Annotated in this window: 16 protein-coding genes; 11 read left to right on the top strand and 5 right to left on the bottom strand. The window is 61.7% G+C overall.

The annotated features are described in order from the left end of the window. Positions 1-50 precede the first annotated feature (50 nt). The 11 genes from IC232_RS01935 to IC232_RS01885 all read left to right on the top strand — a co-directional run bounded on the left by IC232_RS01935 (position 51) and on the right by IC232_RS01885 (position 11,195). Positions 51-1,067 carry a Bug family tripartite tricarboxylate transporter substrate binding protein gene (locus tag IC232_RS01935; protein WP_190843195.1) on the top strand — a complete coding sequence of 339 codons (1,017 nt, stop codon included), beginning with the start codon at positions 51-53 and terminating at the stop codon, positions 1,065-1,067. Positions 1,068-1,168: 101 nt separating this feature from the next. Beyond that, complete coding sequence (locus IC232_RS01930; protein WP_190843194.1) at positions 1,169-2,335, top strand: ABC transporter substrate-binding protein; 1,167 nt, start codon at positions 1,169-1,171, stop codon at positions 2,333-2,335. Between the two features lie 171 nt (positions 2,336-2,506). Further along, positions 2,507-3,589, top strand: a complete 1,083-nt coding sequence (locus IC232_RS01925; RefSeq protein ID WP_190843193.1) for an aromatic ring-hydroxylating dioxygenase subunit alpha — start codon at positions 2,507-2,509, stop codon at positions 3,587-3,589. A 7-nt stretch (positions 3,590-3,596) separates the two neighbouring features. After that, positions 3,597-4,571 carry a PDR/VanB family oxidoreductase gene (locus tag IC232_RS01920; protein WP_190843192.1) on the top strand — a complete coding sequence of 325 codons (975 nt, stop codon included), beginning with the start codon at positions 3,597-3,599 and terminating at the stop codon, positions 4,569-4,571. 38 nt (positions 4,572-4,609) lie between these two features. Next, positions 4,610-5,371 (top strand): GntR family transcriptional regulator, encoded by a 762-nt coding sequence (locus tag IC232_RS01915; RefSeq protein ID WP_190843191.1) that lies wholly within the window; start codon positions 4,610-4,612, stop codon positions 5,369-5,371. A gap of 43 nt (positions 5,372-5,414) precedes the next feature. Next, positions 5,415-6,581 carry an ABC transporter substrate-binding protein gene (locus tag IC232_RS01910; protein WP_190843190.1) on the top strand — a complete coding sequence of 389 codons (1,167 nt, stop codon included), beginning with the start codon at positions 5,415-5,417 and terminating at the stop codon, positions 6,579-6,581. A gap of 66 nt (positions 6,582-6,647) precedes the next feature. Continuing rightward, a complete protein-coding gene (locus IC232_RS01905) occupies positions 6,648-7,502 on the top strand; it encodes a branched-chain amino acid ABC transporter permease (protein WP_190843189.1) in 855 nt (284 codons plus the stop codon). A gap of 19 nt (positions 7,503-7,521) precedes the next feature. Then, a complete protein-coding gene (locus IC232_RS01900) occupies positions 7,522-8,556 on the top strand; it encodes a branched-chain amino acid ABC transporter permease (RefSeq protein WP_190843188.1) in 1,035 nt (344 codons plus the stop codon). 1 nt (position 8,557) lies between these two features. Next, on the top strand, positions 8,558-9,310 hold the full coding sequence (locus IC232_RS01895; RefSeq protein WP_190843187.1) for an ABC transporter ATP-binding protein: 753 nt from the start codon (positions 8,558-8,560) through the stop codon (positions 9,308-9,310). Then, positions 9,303-10,037, top strand: coding sequence for an ABC transporter ATP-binding protein (locus IC232_RS01890; protein ID WP_190843186.1), 735 nt, complete (start codon positions 9,303-9,305; stop codon positions 10,035-10,037). Before IC232_RS01895 ends, IC232_RS01890 begins: the two co-directional genes overlap by 8 nt. A 24-nt stretch (positions 10,038-10,061) precedes the next feature. Next, complete coding sequence (locus tag IC232_RS01885) at positions 10,062-11,195, top strand: 5-methyltetrahydropteroyltriglutamate--homocysteine S-methyltransferase (protein ID WP_190843185.1); 1,134 nt, start codon at positions 10,062-10,064, stop codon at positions 11,193-11,195. 142 nt (positions 11,196-11,337) lie between these two features. Here the strand turns inward: IC232_RS01885 and IC232_RS01880 are convergent, their stop codons facing one another. From IC232_RS01880 to IC232_RS01860, 5 genes are all read right to left on the bottom strand, one after another. Then, on the bottom strand, positions 11,338-11,955 hold the full coding sequence (locus IC232_RS01880; protein WP_281413329.1) for a helix-turn-helix domain-containing protein: 618 nt from the start codon (positions 11,953-11,955) through the stop codon (positions 11,338-11,340). Between the two features lie 179 nt (positions 11,956-12,134). Further along, on the bottom strand, positions 12,135-13,058 hold the full coding sequence (locus IC232_RS01875; RefSeq protein ID WP_190843183.1) for a hydroxymethylglutaryl-CoA lyase: 924 nt from the start codon (positions 13,056-13,058) through the stop codon (positions 12,135-12,137). Positions 13,059-13,061: 3 nt separating this feature from the next. Further along, positions 13,062-14,285, bottom strand: a complete 1,224-nt coding sequence (locus tag IC232_RS01870; protein WP_190843182.1) for a CaiB/BaiF CoA transferase family protein — start codon at positions 14,283-14,285, stop codon at positions 13,062-13,064. Then, complete coding sequence (locus IC232_RS01865) at positions 14,282-15,277, bottom strand: branched-chain amino acid ABC transporter permease (protein WP_190843181.1); 996 nt, start codon at positions 15,275-15,277, stop codon at positions 14,282-14,284. The genes IC232_RS01870 and IC232_RS01865 overlap by 4 nt, the downstream gene beginning before the upstream one ends. A gap of 5 nt (positions 15,278-15,282) precedes the next feature. Next, the gene (locus tag IC232_RS01860) at positions 15,283-16,170 is read right to left on the bottom strand and encodes a branched-chain amino acid ABC transporter permease (RefSeq protein WP_190843180.1); all 888 of its coding nucleotides are present in this window, start codon (positions 16,168-16,170) and stop codon (positions 15,283-15,285) included.

Raw genomic sequence — 16,170 nt, 5'->3', positions numbered from 1 at the left:
TGGGCGCAACTGCTCAGCATGAACTGAGCGGAGCCTGGAGGAGACTTCGCATGACAAACGGCACGTCCGGAGAGTCTGTTGATCCCAACCTGACACGCCGCTATGTTCTGATGGGAGCAGCGGCCTGGACGACAGCCGCTACACTGTCCACGCGCGCTGCGGCACAAACTTATCCCAGCCAGAACATCATTCTAGTTGTCCCCTTCACGCCAGGTGGGTCGACTGACATCTTGGCTCGCCTGCTCGGGCAGAGGCTTGAGGCATCTCTTAAGAATCCGGTAATCGTCGAGTCCCGTCCGGGTGCGGGCGGCTCTGTCGGCGTGGCCTCTGTAGCTCGTGCGGCTGCCGATGGTCATACCCTAGTGATGGGTCATATCGGTACTTTCGCAGTCAATCCGGCGCTTTATCCGAAGCTGCAATATGACTCGATGAAGAGCTTCGAGCCTGTTAGCGGGATCGCGAACGTACACAACATGCTCGTCGTTCACCCCGATGTGCCGGCCAAGACGCTTCAAGAGCTGGTCGAGTACGCCAAGCAGAACCCCGGCAAGCTGAACTACGCGTCAGGCGGCATTGGAAGTGCGGCTCACATCGCTATGGTGGCGCTTGCTGATCGTGCCGGCATCTCCATGACCCACGTTCCCTACCGGGGGACGGCTCCTGCCGTCACGGATCTCCTTGGCGGACGTGTGCAGCTCACCTTCACCGGCGCTCCCAACCTGCTCCAGCATGTCGAGGCGGGCACGATGCGGGCACTTGCGGTCTCCGGCCTCTCGCGCCTCAAGGGAGCACCCACGGTCCCGACCGTCGCCGAGTCAGGCTATGCCGGTTTCGAGGCTTCTCAGTGGTATGGCATCTTAGTGCCGGCCGGCACGCCGAAAGCAGTGGTGGATCGGCTGAACACCGAAATCAGAGCGGCGATGGCCGCACCGGAAATCGCAGAGCGGTTATCGCTGGAAGGCGCTGAGGTCTGGACCAATACTCCGGCTGAGTTCCGCAAACACATCGCCACAGAAATGGTGCGGTGGGGCGATCTGGTGAAGCGTACCGGGATCAAGCCTGAATGAGTTGAGGAGCGTCTGAGAGGCGCTCCTTCCTTATATTCCTGTAAGAGGCCGCAAGTTTCTCATTGGGAAGACCGATGAAGTAAGAAGAGAGGGAGAAGAGGATGCGACGTCGGACATTTCTAGGTGCTGTAGCCCTGACGCTGGCCCTGAGCGGGGCGGCCCTGGCGCAGGAGACGGTGAAGATCGGGCTCATTCTGCCGATGACGGGGCCGTTCGCCTCGACGGGTCGACAGATCGAGGCAGCGGTCAAGCTGTACATGCAGCAGCAGGGCGACACGGTGGCGGGCAAGAAGATCCAGCTGATCGTGAAGGACGACACCGGCGTGGCGGACGTGACCAAGCGCCTGGCGCAGGAGCTGATCGTCAACGACAAGATCAGCGTCCTGGCAGGCTTCGGCCTCACGCCGCTCGCTCTTGCGTCAGCTCCATTAGCAACACAAGGCAAGGTTCCAGCAGTGGTGATGGCGGCCGCGACCTCGACCATCACAGAGGCTTCGCCCTTCGTAGTTCGAACTAGCTTTACGGCTGCGCAGGCGACCGTTCCCCTTGCCGATTGGGCTGCAAAGAACGGCATTAAGAAGGTGACGACGCTGGTCTCTGACTATGGTCCTGGAATCGACGTGGAGAAGTCGTTCACGGAAGTCTTCACTAAAGCCGGCGGTCAGGTTGAGAACCTGCGGGTGCCGCTGGCCAACCCGGACTTCTCACCCTTTCTGCAGAAGGTGGCCGACGCCAAGCCCGATGCCCTCCTGGCCTTTGTTCCCTCAGGTGTGGGTGCACAGTTCATGAAGCAGTTCGTGGAGCGCGGTCTCGACAAGAGCGGTATTCGTCTTCTCGCCGAAGGGAGTGTGACGGACGACGATCTGCTCAACAACATTGGGGATGTGGCGCTGGGCGCCATCACCACGCATCATTACTCGGTCGCGCATGACAGCCCTGAGAACAAGGCGTTCGTGGAGGCGTTCAAGAAGGCCAACAATAACATGCGCCCCAACTTCATGGCGGTGGGCGGCTATGACGGCATGCACCTGATCTACGAGGGCCTGAAGAAGACCAATGGCCAGGGCGGTCAGGCGCTGATCGATGCCATGAAGGGCATGAGCTGGACCAGCCCGCGCGGGCCCGTCTCCATCGATCCGCAGACCCGGGACATCATCCAGAACATCTATGTGCGGAAAGTGGAGCGTCGGGACGGGGAGCTCTACAACGTGGAGTTTGCCACGATCCCGAACGTCAAGGATCCGGTTAAAGCCGCCAAGGCCAACTGAGCACAACAACTAGGAAGCGCTGCTGAAGAGCGGCGCTTCCTGCTATGTATACAGCAGCCCAAATCGAATGCATTTTGCTGCTGTGCAGCAATTAAAAATCGCCACAATAGCCCTTCGTATAGTTGTCCCACGATCGGATCTGTATACATTCTGCATCCGCGGAGGAAGACGATGACAGAAGCGCGCCCATTCCCGTTGAACGCCTGGTATGCCGCGGCTTGGAGCCATGAAATCAAGCATGAGCTCGCGGCCCGGACAATCTGCAACAAGGACATGGTGCTCTACCGTCGGTCGGACGGTCAGGTGACTGCTCTTGAGGATGCGTGCTGGCACCGGCTGCTGCCGCTCTCCATGGGCCATCTCAAGGGTGACGAGGTGGTTTGCGGCTACCACGGACTCGTTTTTAATGCTGCCGGACGCTGCACCTACATGCCCGCGCAAAAGACCATCAATCCATCGGCCTGCGTGCGCGCCTATCCGGTCGCCGAACGCCACCGTCTCGTCTGGGTCTGGCCTGGTGATCCCGCGCTTGCCGATCCGAGCAAGATTCCAGATTTCCATTGGAATGACGGCACCGAATGGGTCGGCGAAGGTGGTACCTTCTACAGCCTGAAATGCGACTACCGTCTCGTGATCGATAACCTCATGGACCTGACGCACGAGACCTATGTCCATGCGGGCAGCATCGGCGACGAGGCGATCACCAGTGCGCCCTTCGACGTCACCCATACGGATCGCACGGCGACCGTGACCCGCTGGATGACCAACATCGAGCCGCCGCCGTTCTGGGCCAAGCAGCTCGACAGGCCGGGCGAACATGTGGATCGGTGGCAAATCATCTATTTTCAGGCGCCTTCGACGGTGGTTGGTGACGTGGGTGTGGCCGTGACCGGAACCGGCGCACCGCAAGGCGACCGTTCGCAAGGCGTCAATGGTGCATTTCTGGCAGCTATCACCCCGGAAACTGACAGAAGCTGCCACTACTTCTGGAATTTCGTGCGAACCTTCCGCACGGACGACGAGCAGCTCACGAAGGACATCAACAAGGCCCATGTGAACGAGGGCAAGGGCGTTTACGATCAGGACCACGTGGTGCTCGAAGCCCAGCAGGTGGCCATCGACAAGAACCCGCGTCTGCCCTTCTACAACCTCAACATCGATGCCGGGGCGCTCTGGGCCCGCAAGCTGATCGACACAATGCTCGAGGCAGAGGGCGGGCATCCGGTTCACATCCCGAGCGAGGCGGCCGAGTAGGTTCGCCATGAGCAAACAGGTGGAATGGCGAAAAGGGGTCTTGCGCTCGGTGCGGGACCTCACCCCGGATATTCGGCTCTTCGAGATTGAGCCGGAGGGCGAGTTCGTTGCGCCGACACCCGGGAGCCATATCAATGTGGGGGTGCAGATCGGGGAGCGGGCGGATGTCCGCTCCTACTCGGTCGTTGGCCCCTGCACCGACGGACTTTACCGGATCGCGGTGAAGCGCTTGCCTGAGAGCCGTGGTGGGTCGCTCTATATGTGGAGCCTCGTGCCCGGCGCTCAGCTCAGCATCTCGACACCCGGCAATCACTTCGATCTCAGCCTGGGCCGACCGGAATACCTCCTGCTCGCCGGTGGCATCGGCATCACGCCTATCTACACCATGGCCCTCGCCCTGGCGCATGCGGGCGCAAAATTCCGTGTGCTCTATGCCTGCCGGAGCCGCCAGGATATGGCCCTTGCTGACGCGATGCGGGAACACGTCGGCGAGCGGCTGCAGATGTTCCTCGACGAAGAAGGAGCCCGTGTGGACCACGACTCCGAGATCGCCCGTCTTGCACCCGGCGGCGAGCTCTATGTCTGCGGTCCCATCGGGATGCTGGAGGCGGCCAAGCGGGCTTGGCAGCGGAGCGGCAGGCCTGTGGATCAGCTGCGCTTCGAGACGTTCGGCAACAGCGGCCGGTTCGCCACCGAAGCGTTCAAGGTGAAGATCCCACGGCTCGGCATGGAGGTTGAGGTTCCGCCAAACAAGACCATGCTGGAGACCTTGGAGACGGCTGGTGTTGCGATGATCTCGGACTGCCGGCGCGGCGAGTGCGGCCTCTGTGCCTTGTACATTATCGAGACAAACGGGACGGTCGATCATCGGGACGTGTTCTTCAGCGACGAGGAGAAGGCCGAGAACAGGAAGCTCTGCACCTGCGTGTCCAGGGTCGCCGGCGGGGATATCACCATTGACACGGCTGACAGAGCCGCGTGAACGGCCTAGCTTGCGTGCGGAAAGGAATTGACGGAACCATGACCAAGGCCGCGGAGAATGGCAGCGATCGCTCGGTGACGCAGACCGTGAGGGCGCAACTTGCCCTGCGCGATCTCGTCCTGCGAGGCGAGCTCAACCCCGGCGAGCGGGTTTCCGAGTTGCAGATGGTCGAGCGCCTGGGCGTCTCGAGAACGCCGGTTCGCTCCGCACTCATCCGGCTGGAGGAAGAGGGGCTGCTGGAGGCAATCCCGTCTGGCGGCTTCTCCGTCAAGACCTTCTCGGAGAAGGAGGTTTTCGAGGCCATCGAGATCCGTGGAACCCTTGAGGGCCTCGCCGCACGTCTGGCTGCCGAGCGCGGCGTCAGCCGGACGGAGCTCCGGAACGCCGCCAACTGCCTCGAGGCTATCGACGAGCTCATGCGGCGCGACACGGGGGACATCGATCTATTGCGTTATGTGGAGTTGAATGCCCAGTTCCACGAGATTCTGATCGGCATGGCCGACAGTCAGGCCCTGGCCCGCCAGCTCGAGAGGGTCAGCGCATTGCCGTTCGCATCACCGAGTGCTCTGGTGCCCGTGCAGTCGCGCTTACCAGAGATGAATTACATTCTCAGCGTGGCCCAGGACCAACATCATTGTGTTCTCGCAGCTATCGAGCGGCGGGAGGGAGCCCGCGCCGAAGCCATTATGCGCGAGCACGCCCGTATTGCTCACCGCAACCTGGAACGTGCACTGACAAACCAGAGGGACATGGACCTCGTGCCAGGCTCGGTGCTGATCAAGAGGCGCATCCGCGCCTGATATGCAAAGGCGAATACGCCATAAAGAAAAGAGGGAGAAGAGGATGCGACGTCGGACATTTCTAGGTGCTGTAGCCCTGACGCTGGCCCTGAGCGGGGCGGCCCTGGCGCAGGAGACGGTGAAGATCGGGCTCATTCTGCCGATGACGGGGCCGTTCGCCTCGACGGGTCGACAGATCGAGGCAGCGGTCAAGCTGTACATGCAGCAGCAGGGCGACACGGTGGCGGGCAAGAAGATCCAGCTGATCGTGAAGGACGACACCGGCGTGGCGGACGTGACCAAGCGCCTGGCGCAGGAGCTGATCGTCAACGACAAGATCAGCGTCCTGGCAGGCTTCGGCCTCACGCCCCTGGCGCTTGCGCCCGCACCGCTCGCCACGCAGGCGAAGGTGCCGGCCGTTGTCATGGCCGCTGCTACGGCGACGACCACGGAAGCCTCGCCATTCATCGTTCGCACGAGCTTCACCCTGCCGCAGGCCACCGTGCCGATGGCGGATTGGGCTTCGCAGAACGGCATCAAGAAAGTCGTGACGCTGGTCTCCGACTACGGCCCCGGCATCGATGCTGAAAAGGCGTTCACCGGCGCGTTCACAGGTAAAGGCGGTCAGGTGGAGAACCTGCGCGTGCCGCTGGCGAACCCGGACTTCTCGCCCTTCTTGCAGAAGGTGGCTGATGCCAAGCCCGACGCACTCTTCGTGTTCGTGCCGTCCGGCATCGGTGCACAGTTCATGAAGCAGTTCGTGGAACGCGGTCTCGACAAGAGCGGCGTGAAGCTGATCGGCCCTGGTGACGTGACCGATGACGACATTCTGAATGGCATGGGCGATGTCGCTCTCGGCGCCATTACCACCCAGCACTACTCGACGGCTCATGACAGCCCTGAGAACAAGGCGTTTGTGGAGGCGTTCAAGAAGGCCAACAATAACATGCGCCCCAACTTCATGGCGGTGGGCGGCTATGACGGCATGCACCTGATCTACGAGGGCCTGAAGAAGACGAACGGCCAGGGTGGGCAGGCGCTGATCGATGCCATGAAGGGCATGAGCTGGACCAGCCCGCGCGGGCCTGTCTCCATCGATCCGCAGACCCGGGACATCATCCAGAACATCTATGTGCGGAAAGTGGAGCGTCGGGACGGGGAGCTCTACAACGTGGAGTTTGCCACGATCCCGAACGTCAAGGATCCGGTTAAAGCCACCAAGGCCAACTGATCACAACAACTAGGAAGCGCCACGCTGACGCGTGGCGCTTCTGATCAAGTTTTTCCGGAGAACGCGGTGCTCACCATTCTCTTCGACGGCATTGCCTACGGCATGTTGCTGTTCGTGCTGGCCTGCGGCTTGGCCGTCACGCTCGGCCTGATGAATTTCGTCAATCTCGCCCATGGCGCCTTCGCCATGGCGGGCGGTTATGTCACGGCCGTGCTGATGAACCGGATCGGCGTTCCCTTCCTGGCGACCCTGCCGCTCGCCTTCATCGTTCCGGCCATCCTTGGGCTGGTGCTTGAGAGAACGCTCTACAAGCGCCTCTACTCCCGCAGCCATCTCGATCAGGTGCTGTTCTCCATCGGCCTCGTCTTCATGGCGGTAGCCGCCGTCGACTACAGCTTCGGCTCGCAGCAGCAACTGATCCAGTTGCCGACATGGCTCCAGGGCCGCATCGACATTCTGGGCGTTCAGGTTGGCCTCTACCGCAGCTTCATCATCGTTATCTGTGGCGCGCTCGTCGTTGCCCTGCAGCTGATCTTGACCAAGACCCGCTTCGGCAGCCGGCTGAGGGCTGCGGTGGACGACCCACGGGTTGCGCGCGGGCTCGGCATCAATGTGAGCCTGATCTTCGCAACGACCTTCGCGTTCGGTTCCGGTCTTGCGGGATTAGGCGGTGCGCTCGGCGCAGAAATCCTCGGCCTCGATCCAACCTTCCCGCTCAAGTTCATGATCTACTTCCTAATCGTCGTCACTGTTGGCGGCACCACCAGCATCACCGGACCCTTTCTGGCCTCGCTGCTGCTCGGCATCGCCGATGTGGCGGGCAAGTACTATGTGCCGAGCGTCGGCGCCTTCGTCATCTACACGCTGATGATCGTCGTTCTCGTTCTGCGCCCGCAGGGACTTTTTGAACGTGCGCGCTGATCCAACAGGACCTGAACCCATGTCGACGAACATCGCCGATCACGTCAGAGCCACCTTGGTCCGCAGAGGGCGATGGGGCATTGGCGAAATCCTCTTCTGGCTGATCGCAGCCGCGACCCTGTACTTCTTGCCTGAGCGGCATCTGATCCTGAACGAGATTGTGATCATCGGTCTGTTCGCTCTCTCCCTCGATCTTATCCTGGGCTATGCCGGCATCGTGTCGCTCGGCCATGCAGCCTTCTTCGGGCTGGGAGCGTACACGGCTGGAATTCTGGCGAGAGATGGTATCGCAGACCCTTTGCTGGGATTGGGAGCCGCCGCCATCGCCGCAGCGCTATTGGGTTTCGTGACAAGCTTCCTCGTGCTGCGTGGGTCCGACCTCACCAAGCTGATGGTAACACTGGGCGTGGCGCTCGTTCTCGGCGAGATCGCCAACCAGGCCTCCTGGCTCACGGGCGGCGCGGACGGTCTCCAGGGAATCGCCATGGGCCCGATCCTCGGCTTGTTCGAGTTCGACATCTTCGGCACCACGGCTTACGGGTACAGCCTCACCGTGACCTTCCTGCTCTTCATCCTGGCACGCAGGATCGTGGTCTCGCCCTATGGCCTCTCGCTGCGTTCTATCCGCGACAATCCTCTGAAGGCTCGCGCCGTCGGTATACCAGTCAATCGTCGCCTCGTGGCGGTTTATACGCTTGCGGCGGCTTATGCCGGTATAGCGGGTGCGTTGCTGGCCCAGACCACTCAGTTCGTGTCGCTCGACGTCCTCGCCTTCCATCGCTCCGCCGACGTGATGCTGGTGCTGGTGATCGGCGGCGTCGGCTATCTGTATGGCGGACTCATCGGCGCCATCGTCTTCAAGGTTTTACAGGACGTGATCTCGGCCTGGACGCCGCAATACTGGCAGTTCTGGATCGGCCTTATCCTGGTCATCATCGTGCTCGCCGGTCGTGAGCGCCTGACCGAGCGGGTGAGGGTGCTCTGGAAGGGCGTGGCCGGCCGCACGGCCAAGAGCCCTGAGACGCTGCCGAAAACATCCGCCCGGGAGGTATGACGTGACCATCGCTCTCGAAACGAAAGGCCTCGTCAAGCGCTTCGGCGGCCTCGTCGCGACAGACAACGTGTCGTTCAAGCTGGAGCAGGGCGCGCGCCATGCGCTGATCGGCCCAAACGGCGCCGGCAAGACGACATTCATCAACCTGCTCACCGGGGTGATCAAACCGACGGCTGGACAGATCTTCCTGGAAGGTCAGGAGATCACAGGATTGCGCCCCGAGTTGCGGGTGCAGCGCGGTCTCGCCCGCACTTTCCAGATCAACCAACTCTTCCCGGCCATGACCCCGCTTGAGACCATCGGTCTTGCGGTGTCCGAGCGCACGGGCGGCGGGCACGATTGGTGGCGCGTGACGGGGAGCAAGAGAGAGATCATCGACGAGATCGTCGAGATTGCGCAACGCTTCCGCCTCACCGATGTGCTCGACGAGCGAACCTCCAATCTGGCCTACGGCAAGCAGCGCCTCCTGGAGATTGCGGTAGCCTTTGCCTGCAAACCCCGCGTGCTCCTGCTGGACGAGCCGGCCGCCGGCGTGCCGGAGGCGGAGCGGCACGAACTGCTTGCGACGGTAGCGGCGCTCCCGCGGGACGTTTCCGTTCTCCTGATCGAGCATGACATGGATCTGGTCTTCAGCTTCGCCGACCGGATCTCGGTTATGGTGAACGGCGCGCTGTTCACGGAAGGCACGGTTGAACAGGTCTCGACCGACCCGAAGGTTAGGGCTGTCTATCTCGGGGAGAGCGTCGATGAGTGATCTTCTTACCCTGCAGAAAGTCTCAGCAGGTTACGGTGACGCCGTTGTCATCTCGAACATCGACCTGCACCTCAAGCCGGGCGAGTCCCTGGCGGTGCTCGGCCGCAACGGCACGGGCAAGACGACGCTTCTGAACACCATCATCGGGGTCACCCGTCATCGTGGCGGCTCGATCATGCTTGATGGTCAAAACCTGACAGCGATGCGGTCCGACAAGCGTGCGCATGCGGGCATCGGCTGGGTTCCGCAGGAGCGCAACATCTTCAAGTCGCTGACCGTGGAGGAGAATCTCACGGCGGTGTCCCGTCCAGGGCCCTGGAACGTGAACCGAGTGTACGACATGTTCCCGCGCCTCAAGGAACGCCGGACCAATATGGGCAACCAGCTCTCCGGCGGCGAGCAGCAGATGCTGGCGGTGGCCCGTGCGCTGGTGCTCAATCCAAAGCTCCTGCTGCTGGACGAGCCGACGGAAGGGCTTGCGCCTATCATCATCGAGGAACTGCTTGCAGCACTAACCCGGATCATCCGCCGGGAGGGCATGTCGGCCATCGTGGTGGAGCAGCATGCGCAAAAGATCCTTGGCGTGACCGACAACGCGCTCATCCTCGATCGCGGCACCATCGTTCATGCAAGCTCAAGCCGGGCTCTCATTGATGACCCGGCTGCTCTCGAACAGCACCTCGGCGTGACGGCAAAGAAGAAGCCGATGCGCGCCGTATCCCATTAGCCTGAAGAACCGGAGTATCGACCCATGCAACGCACCAAGCCGCCTTTCCGCGCCGACATGGTCGGCAGCCTTCTGCGCACGGCAGCCCTCAAGGAGGCCCGTCACAAGCACCATGACGGGCAGATCTCGGACGAGGCTCTGAAAGAGGTCGAGGATCGTGAGATCCGGGCTCTCATCAAGCGCCAGGAGGAGATCGGCCTGCAGGCTGTGACCGATGGCGAGTTCCGCCGCGCCTACTGGCATTTCGACTTCCTGGAGCACCTCGACGGCGTCACGTCAGTCGAGGCTGATTCCGGCATGAACTTCAAGGGCGGCGTCGGCATTGCGAAGGCTCTGCGCGTGACCGGAAAAGTCGGCTTCTCGGGACAGCACCCGATGATCGATCATTTCCGCTTCGTGAAGGACAACACGGACCGGGTGGCGAAGATGACGATCCCCGGCCCGAGCATGCTGCATTATCGCGGCGGTCGGAAGATGATGAACATGGGCGTCTATCCGAACATGGACGACTTCTATGCCGATGTCGGCCAAGCCTACAACAAGGCAGTGCACGCCTTCTACGATGCAGGCTGCCGCTATCTTCAGCTCGACGACATCTCCTTTGCCTATCTCTGCGATCCGGACCAGCGCGAGATGCTGCGTCAACGCGGCGACGATCCGGAGAAGCAGCCTGAAATCTATGCCGGCATGGTGCGCGAGGCGCTCAAGGACAAGCCGGACGACCTGACGATCACGATGCACCTCTGCCGCGGCAATTTCCGCTCCACCTTCATCGCCTCTGGCGGCTATGAGCCCGTGGCCGAAGTGCTCTTCAACCGCATGCCGGTCGACGGCTACTTCATGGAATGGGACACGGACCGCGCCGGGGGCTTCGAGCCGCTGCGCTTCCTGCCGAAGGGCAAGTCCGTCATTCTGGGGCTCGTGACCTCCAAGACCGGCATTCTCGAGAACAAGGACGACATCAAGCGCCGCATCGACGAAGCTGCCAAGTACGTCGACCTCGACCAGCTCTGCCTCTCGCCGCAATGCGGCTTTGCCTCCACGGAGGAGGGCAACACCCTGGCCGAAGAGGAGCAATGGGCGAAGCTGCGCATGATCGTCGAAATCGCCGAGGAGGTCTGGGGCAGCCCCGGCTCCGGCGCCAGAAAGGCAGCCTGACCGTCAAAGCGGAAGCCTGGAGCGATCGCTTCGGGCTTCCGACCTGCGGCTGTGTAAGCCAAAGACATGGCGACGCAAGACGAAATCGTACTCCACGGAGCATCTAAGCCGAAGACGTGATCCTATACTGATAGAAGAGCATCTAGGTGGCCGATATGACGGCGCTCCTCTGCCGGGACATAAACAGGTAGTAGCTGACAGGTGCCGCCTCCGGGTTGGAGAAGCTGTAACTTGATGTCACATCGAAGCGCAACGCATCACCGGCTTCCATCAAGAATGTCTCCTCGCCGATTTTGACCACGAGCGGGCCGCTGGGCGAAAAGACGAGCTTGCGCGTCGGTACCGGATAGGGGGAGAGCAGGCCTGTCGATCGCAATCCGGGCAGAACGTGCCGTACAACTTCGATGTCATCACCCTCCGCAGGGGAGAAGACAGCCTCCCGTTCGAGACCTGTCGAGGGATCGCGAAAGCGGCTCCGACGATTGGCGCGCTGCAACTGAATAGAAGCGGATTGAGCCTGTTCGCCCAGCAATGCGGAAAGGCTTACATTGAGACCGGTCGCAATGCGTACCAGGATCCCCACGGTCGGCATCTTCTCGCCGCGCTCGATCTTCGAGATCATGGCTCGGCTGACTTGAGCACGTTGGGCCAGCATCTCCAAGGTCAGGGACTGTGTTCGGCGAAGCTCCCGGAGACGCAGGCCGAGGGTCGACAACAGCTCGTCAGCGGCCTCGCCGCCACCCTCATTCTCTCTGATCATGGGAGGAGTTGTAGTCATGAAATCAAGCCTGATCGAGGTAACATGAAGTGAGCGGCCTTACACGATGTCCACTTGCACACCTGCCGGCGCATCGCAAGACACCGCCGTAGAGGGTCGCTCCCGACAGCGCTTGTTTACTTGCTCGGGAAGCGCCTGAAGATGTCTGCTGCCCATCGTCCTCAACCATCGCAGTCATGAAGGCTTGAGCGGGGGCCAGCCTTCATCACCTGTCCGTCGAGCGTACGTCCCACCAGTTGCTCGGCCAATCGTGCCGCGTCGATCAGACGGATCAGATCCAGCCCCGTCTCGATGCCCATTTCATGAAGCATATGGACCATATCCTCCGTGCAGACGTTGCCGGCGGCATTGGGCGCAAACGGGCAACCGCCAAGCCCGCCCACGCTGCTTTCGAAACGCACAATTCCTTCCTGCAACGCAACCAGGACCCCCACCAATCCCAGTCCTCGCGTGTTGTGGAAATGAAATGCCGGATCGATCTTGGGCAGCTTGTCCCTTAGAGCTCCGGCGAGCGCCTTAACCTGTCGCGGCGTGCCCATCCCGGTTGTGTCGCAGAAGCTCACTCGCGAGATGCCGAGTTGCTGAATTCTGTCTGCAATTCCGATCACCTTTTCGACCGGCACATCGCCTTCGAAGGGGCAGCCGAACGCGACCGAGAGCGAAACGTCGATCCGAGCTCCGGCAGCGGGCGCCATCTTGATGATGTCGTGCAACTCTGCCAGGGACTCATGAGAGCTTCGATTGAGATTGCGTGCCCCGTGGGTGTCCGTGGCTGAGAGAACGAACACCAGCACATCAGCTTCCGCTGCGATGGCGCGTTCGGCACCGCGGATATTGGGAACCAGCGCTTTGAGTTCTACATTCTGCGTAGAGCGTAGCGCGGCGAGGAGTTCTGCAGCATCCGCAAGCTGCGGTACACGTGCGGGAGAGACAAAGGACGTCACCTCCAGAGACGTATGGCCAGCATCGATCAGCGCACGAGCAAATGCCAGCTTCTCGTCCGTTGACAGAATGCGCTTCTCGATCTGCAGGCCGTCGCGCAGGCCCACTTCGGTGATTGACACGCGATCGGGGAAGCGGGCCACGGCTCAGATCGTCCCGTCTTGCGATAGACGGTCCAGTTGAGCCTCATCCATGCTCAAGAGGCCGCAGTAGACATCCCGGTTGTGCGCTCCGACCTCAGGGCCGGTCCAGCGCACGTCACGCGAGGAAGAGCCAAACATTGGCACGGTTCCGGGATGCAGCACCTTGCCGAGCTTCGGATCCTCCACCCATTGCACCATCCTGCGAGCGTTGTACTGGGCATCCTCCGCGATGTCGGCGGCCGTATAGACGCGGCTGGATGGGATGTCGGCCTCAGCCAGTCGTTGCTCAAGGGATCTCGCATCGTGCCGGCGAGTCCACGCGGCAATCTCAGCCTCGAGATCATCGACGTTCCGGCAGCGCGCAGGGTTGTCAATATAGCGGGGATCCTCCGCCAGATCCGGACAATCCATCACGTCGCATAGGCTTCGAAAGAGCGCATCCGAGTTGGCTGCGATCAAGACCCAGCCGCCGTCGGCAGTCGGGAACGCATTCGTCGGTGCAGCGGTGCTGATGCGGCCGCCCGACGGCTCGCGCACGACGCCCGTGGCGCCATATTCCGGCAGCACGCCCTCCATGACGCTTAAGACAGATTCAGTCAGAGCCACATCCGCCACTCTGCCGGTGGGCGCCTTGGACCAGAGACCAGCCAGAACAGCGATCGCGGCATAAAGGCCAGCGAGTGAGTCGCCGATGCTGATGCCCACGCGTACCGGAGGCAGGTCGGTCGTGCCCGGCGTATGGTTCGACAGATGGCGCAGTCCGCCCAACGCTTCACCGATGGCGCCGAAACAGGCCCGGCCGCCCAATGGACCCGTCAACCCATAGCCGGAGACATGGCAGATGACCAAATCCGAACGGATCTCGTGCAGCCGCGTGTCATCGAAGCCGAGCCGCGCCAGTTGCCCGGGCCGCAGGTTCTCCACCAGAGCGTCCGATTTGGCCACCAACTCCTTCAGAAGCGCGCGGCCTTCTTCCGACTTGAGGTCGAGCGTGACGCATTTCTTGTTCCGGCCATGCACCGACCACCAATAGCTATGGCCGTCCCGGGCTGCTCCCCATTTCCGCACCGGGTCGCCGGAAACCGGAGGCTCGATCTTGATCACCTCGGCGCCCAAATCGGCCAGCAGCCGGGTTGCAAAGGGAGCCGCGATATAGTGACCGATCTCCAGAACCCTCAAGCCTTCCAGCGGCAGGCTCTCGGATGCAATCGGTTGAGCTGCGGTCATTGGTGGCCTGCCTTCTGGCGCTCCGAGCCGTTCAACCAAGAGCTGGGAAGAACCGCAATGATCTCACCCACGATTCCCTTGCGAAACAGCATGACGCAGATGATGAACGCCAAGCCGATGAAGATGGTGACTGGCACTGCCGTCGAGGCCATGTAGTTCTGGATGGTCAGCACGAGCGCGGCGCCGATGACAGGCCCAAGGAATGTCCCAACGCCGCCAAGCAGCGTCATGAGGATCACTTCGCCCGACATCTGCCACGCGACGTCCGTGAGCGTCGCAATCGGGAAGACTAAGACCTTGAGAGATCCTGCGAGCCCGGAGAGCGCAGCCGAAATGACGAACACCGTCAGCTTGTAGCGGTTGGTATGATAGCCAAGCGACAAAGCACGCTGCTCGTTCTCGCGGATGGCGGTCAGCGAAGCGCCGAACGGCGAGTGAATGACCCTCCAGATCACGGCCATGCCGATCAGGAACACGGCCACGACGAAGTAGTAGAGCGACATGTTGTCGGCAAGCGATACGAGCCCGAGGAAGTCGGGGCGCGGCACACGCTGGATGCCGTCTTCGGCATGCGTGAACGGGGCCTGGAAGAAGGCGAAATAGGCCATCTGCGACAACGCCAACGTGGTCATCGCGAAGTAGAAGCCCTGCCGGCGGATCGCGATGATGCCCATGAGAAAGCCGGTCACGAGGGCGAAAGCGACACCGATCAAGAGCCCGGACCCTGCTCCGAAGCCCCATTCCTTGAGAGCATGAGCCGTGACATAGGCTGCACCCCCGAAGAAGGTTGCATGGCCGAAGGCCACCATGCCGCCATAGCCCAGAACGAGATTCAACGCCGAGGCGAAGAGGCCGAAGCACAGCAGCTTCATCAGGAAGACGGGATAAAGAAACAGGGGCGCTACGGCGAGGAGTGCCAAGCCCGCGAGCAGCAGGATGATGTTGAGGTTCCTGCGCCGTTGCAGGGGAAGTGACAGCGATGCGGAGACCATGGTGATCACTCCCCTTTTCCGAAAAGTCCGCGCGGGCGCAGGAAGAGCACCACGGCCATGATGAGGAAGGGCACAAGATTAGCGGAAGGGGGCCAGTAGACTTTCGCCAGCGCCTCAAGCGTGCCCAGCATCAGCCCGCTGACAATGGCGCCCGTGATCGAGCCGAGCCCGCCGATGATGACCACTGCAAAGACGACGATGATGAGGTTGGCGCCCATGAGCGGGCTGACCTGAAACACCGGCGCGGCGACGACGCCCGCAAAGCCCGCCAGTGCTCCGCCGAAGGCGTAGGTGCATGTCAGCAGGAGCGGAACGTTGACCCCGAAGACCTCGAGCAGGCGGCTGTTCTCCGTCGCGGCGCGAAGCTTGGCTCCCAGGGAGGTGTACTCGATGATCAGCCACGTCAGCAGACACAGCAGAAGCGAGGTTGCAATGGCGAACGCGCGGTAGTGTGGGAGGAACATGAAGCCCAGATTGCTCGTGCCGCTGAGAATGTCCGGCACCTGATACGGCTGGCCGGCCACGCCGAAGTAGAACTGGAGCAATCCCTCGATGAGCAGCGCGATGCCGAAGGTCAGCAGCAGTCCGTAGAGTGCATCGAGCCCGTAGAGCTTTCTCAGAAGCGTCCGCTCCAGCACGGCTGCGAGCGCGGCGACGATCAGGGGAGCGATGAGAAGGCAGGCCCAGAAGCTGAAACCCGCGTAGCTCGTCAGAAGGAAAGCCGCGAAGGCTCCCACGGTGTAGAAGGCGCCATGGGTGAAATTGACCACGCGCAGGAGGCCAAAGATGACCCCGAGGCCCAGGCTGAGGAGTGCGTAGAATGCGCCGTTGAACAGGCCGATCACAAGCTGTGAGGCCAATGCCACGAGAGGAACGCCGAAGATCATTGTCAC

It is taken from the genome of Microvirga sp. (genome assembly GCF_014699075.1).
Taxonomy (GTDB): domain Bacteria; phylum Pseudomonadota; class Alphaproteobacteria; order Rhizobiales; family Beijerinckiaceae; genus Microvirga.
This window is presented reverse-complemented; position numbering and strand designations above follow the sequence as displayed.

Coding starts and splice junctions, on each gene's coding strand:
- IC232_RS01935 (WP_190843195.1), top strand. CDS start 51: ATGACAAACGGCACGTCCGGAGAGTCTGTTGATCCCAACCTGACACGC.
- IC232_RS01930 (WP_190843194.1), top strand. CDS start 1,169: ATGCGACGTCGGACATTTCTAGGTGCTGTAGCCCTGACGCTGGCCCTG.
- IC232_RS01925 (WP_190843193.1), top strand. CDS start 2,507: ATGACAGAAGCGCGCCCATTCCCGTTGAACGCCTGGTATGCCGCGGCT.
- IC232_RS01920 (WP_190843192.1), top strand. CDS start 3,597: ATGAGCAAACAGGTGGAATGGCGAAAAGGGGTCTTGCGCTCGGTGCGG.
- IC232_RS01915 (WP_190843191.1), top strand. CDS start 4,610: ATGACCAAGGCCGCGGAGAATGGCAGCGATCGCTCGGTGACGCAGACC.
- IC232_RS01910 (WP_190843190.1), top strand. CDS start 5,415: ATGCGACGTCGGACATTTCTAGGTGCTGTAGCCCTGACGCTGGCCCTG.
- IC232_RS01900 (WP_190843188.1), top strand. CDS start 7,522: ATGTCGACGAACATCGCCGATCACGTCAGAGCCACCTTGGTCCGCAGA.
- IC232_RS01890 (WP_190843186.1), top strand. CDS start 9,303: ATGAGTGATCTTCTTACCCTGCAGAAAGTCTCAGCAGGTTACGGTGAC.
- IC232_RS01885 (WP_190843185.1), top strand. CDS start 10,062: ATGCAACGCACCAAGCCGCCTTTCCGCGCCGACATGGTCGGCAGCCTT.
- IC232_RS01880 (WP_281413329.1), bottom strand. CDS start 11,955: ATGATCAGAGAGAATGAGGGTGGCGGCGAGGCCGCTGACGAGCTGTTG.
- IC232_RS01870 (WP_190843182.1), bottom strand. CDS start 14,285: ATGACCGCAGCTCAACCGATTGCATCCGAGAGCCTGCCGCTGGAAGGC.
- IC232_RS01865 (WP_190843181.1), bottom strand. CDS start 15,277: ATGGTCTCCGCATCGCTGTCACTTCCCCTGCAACGGCGCAGGAACCTC.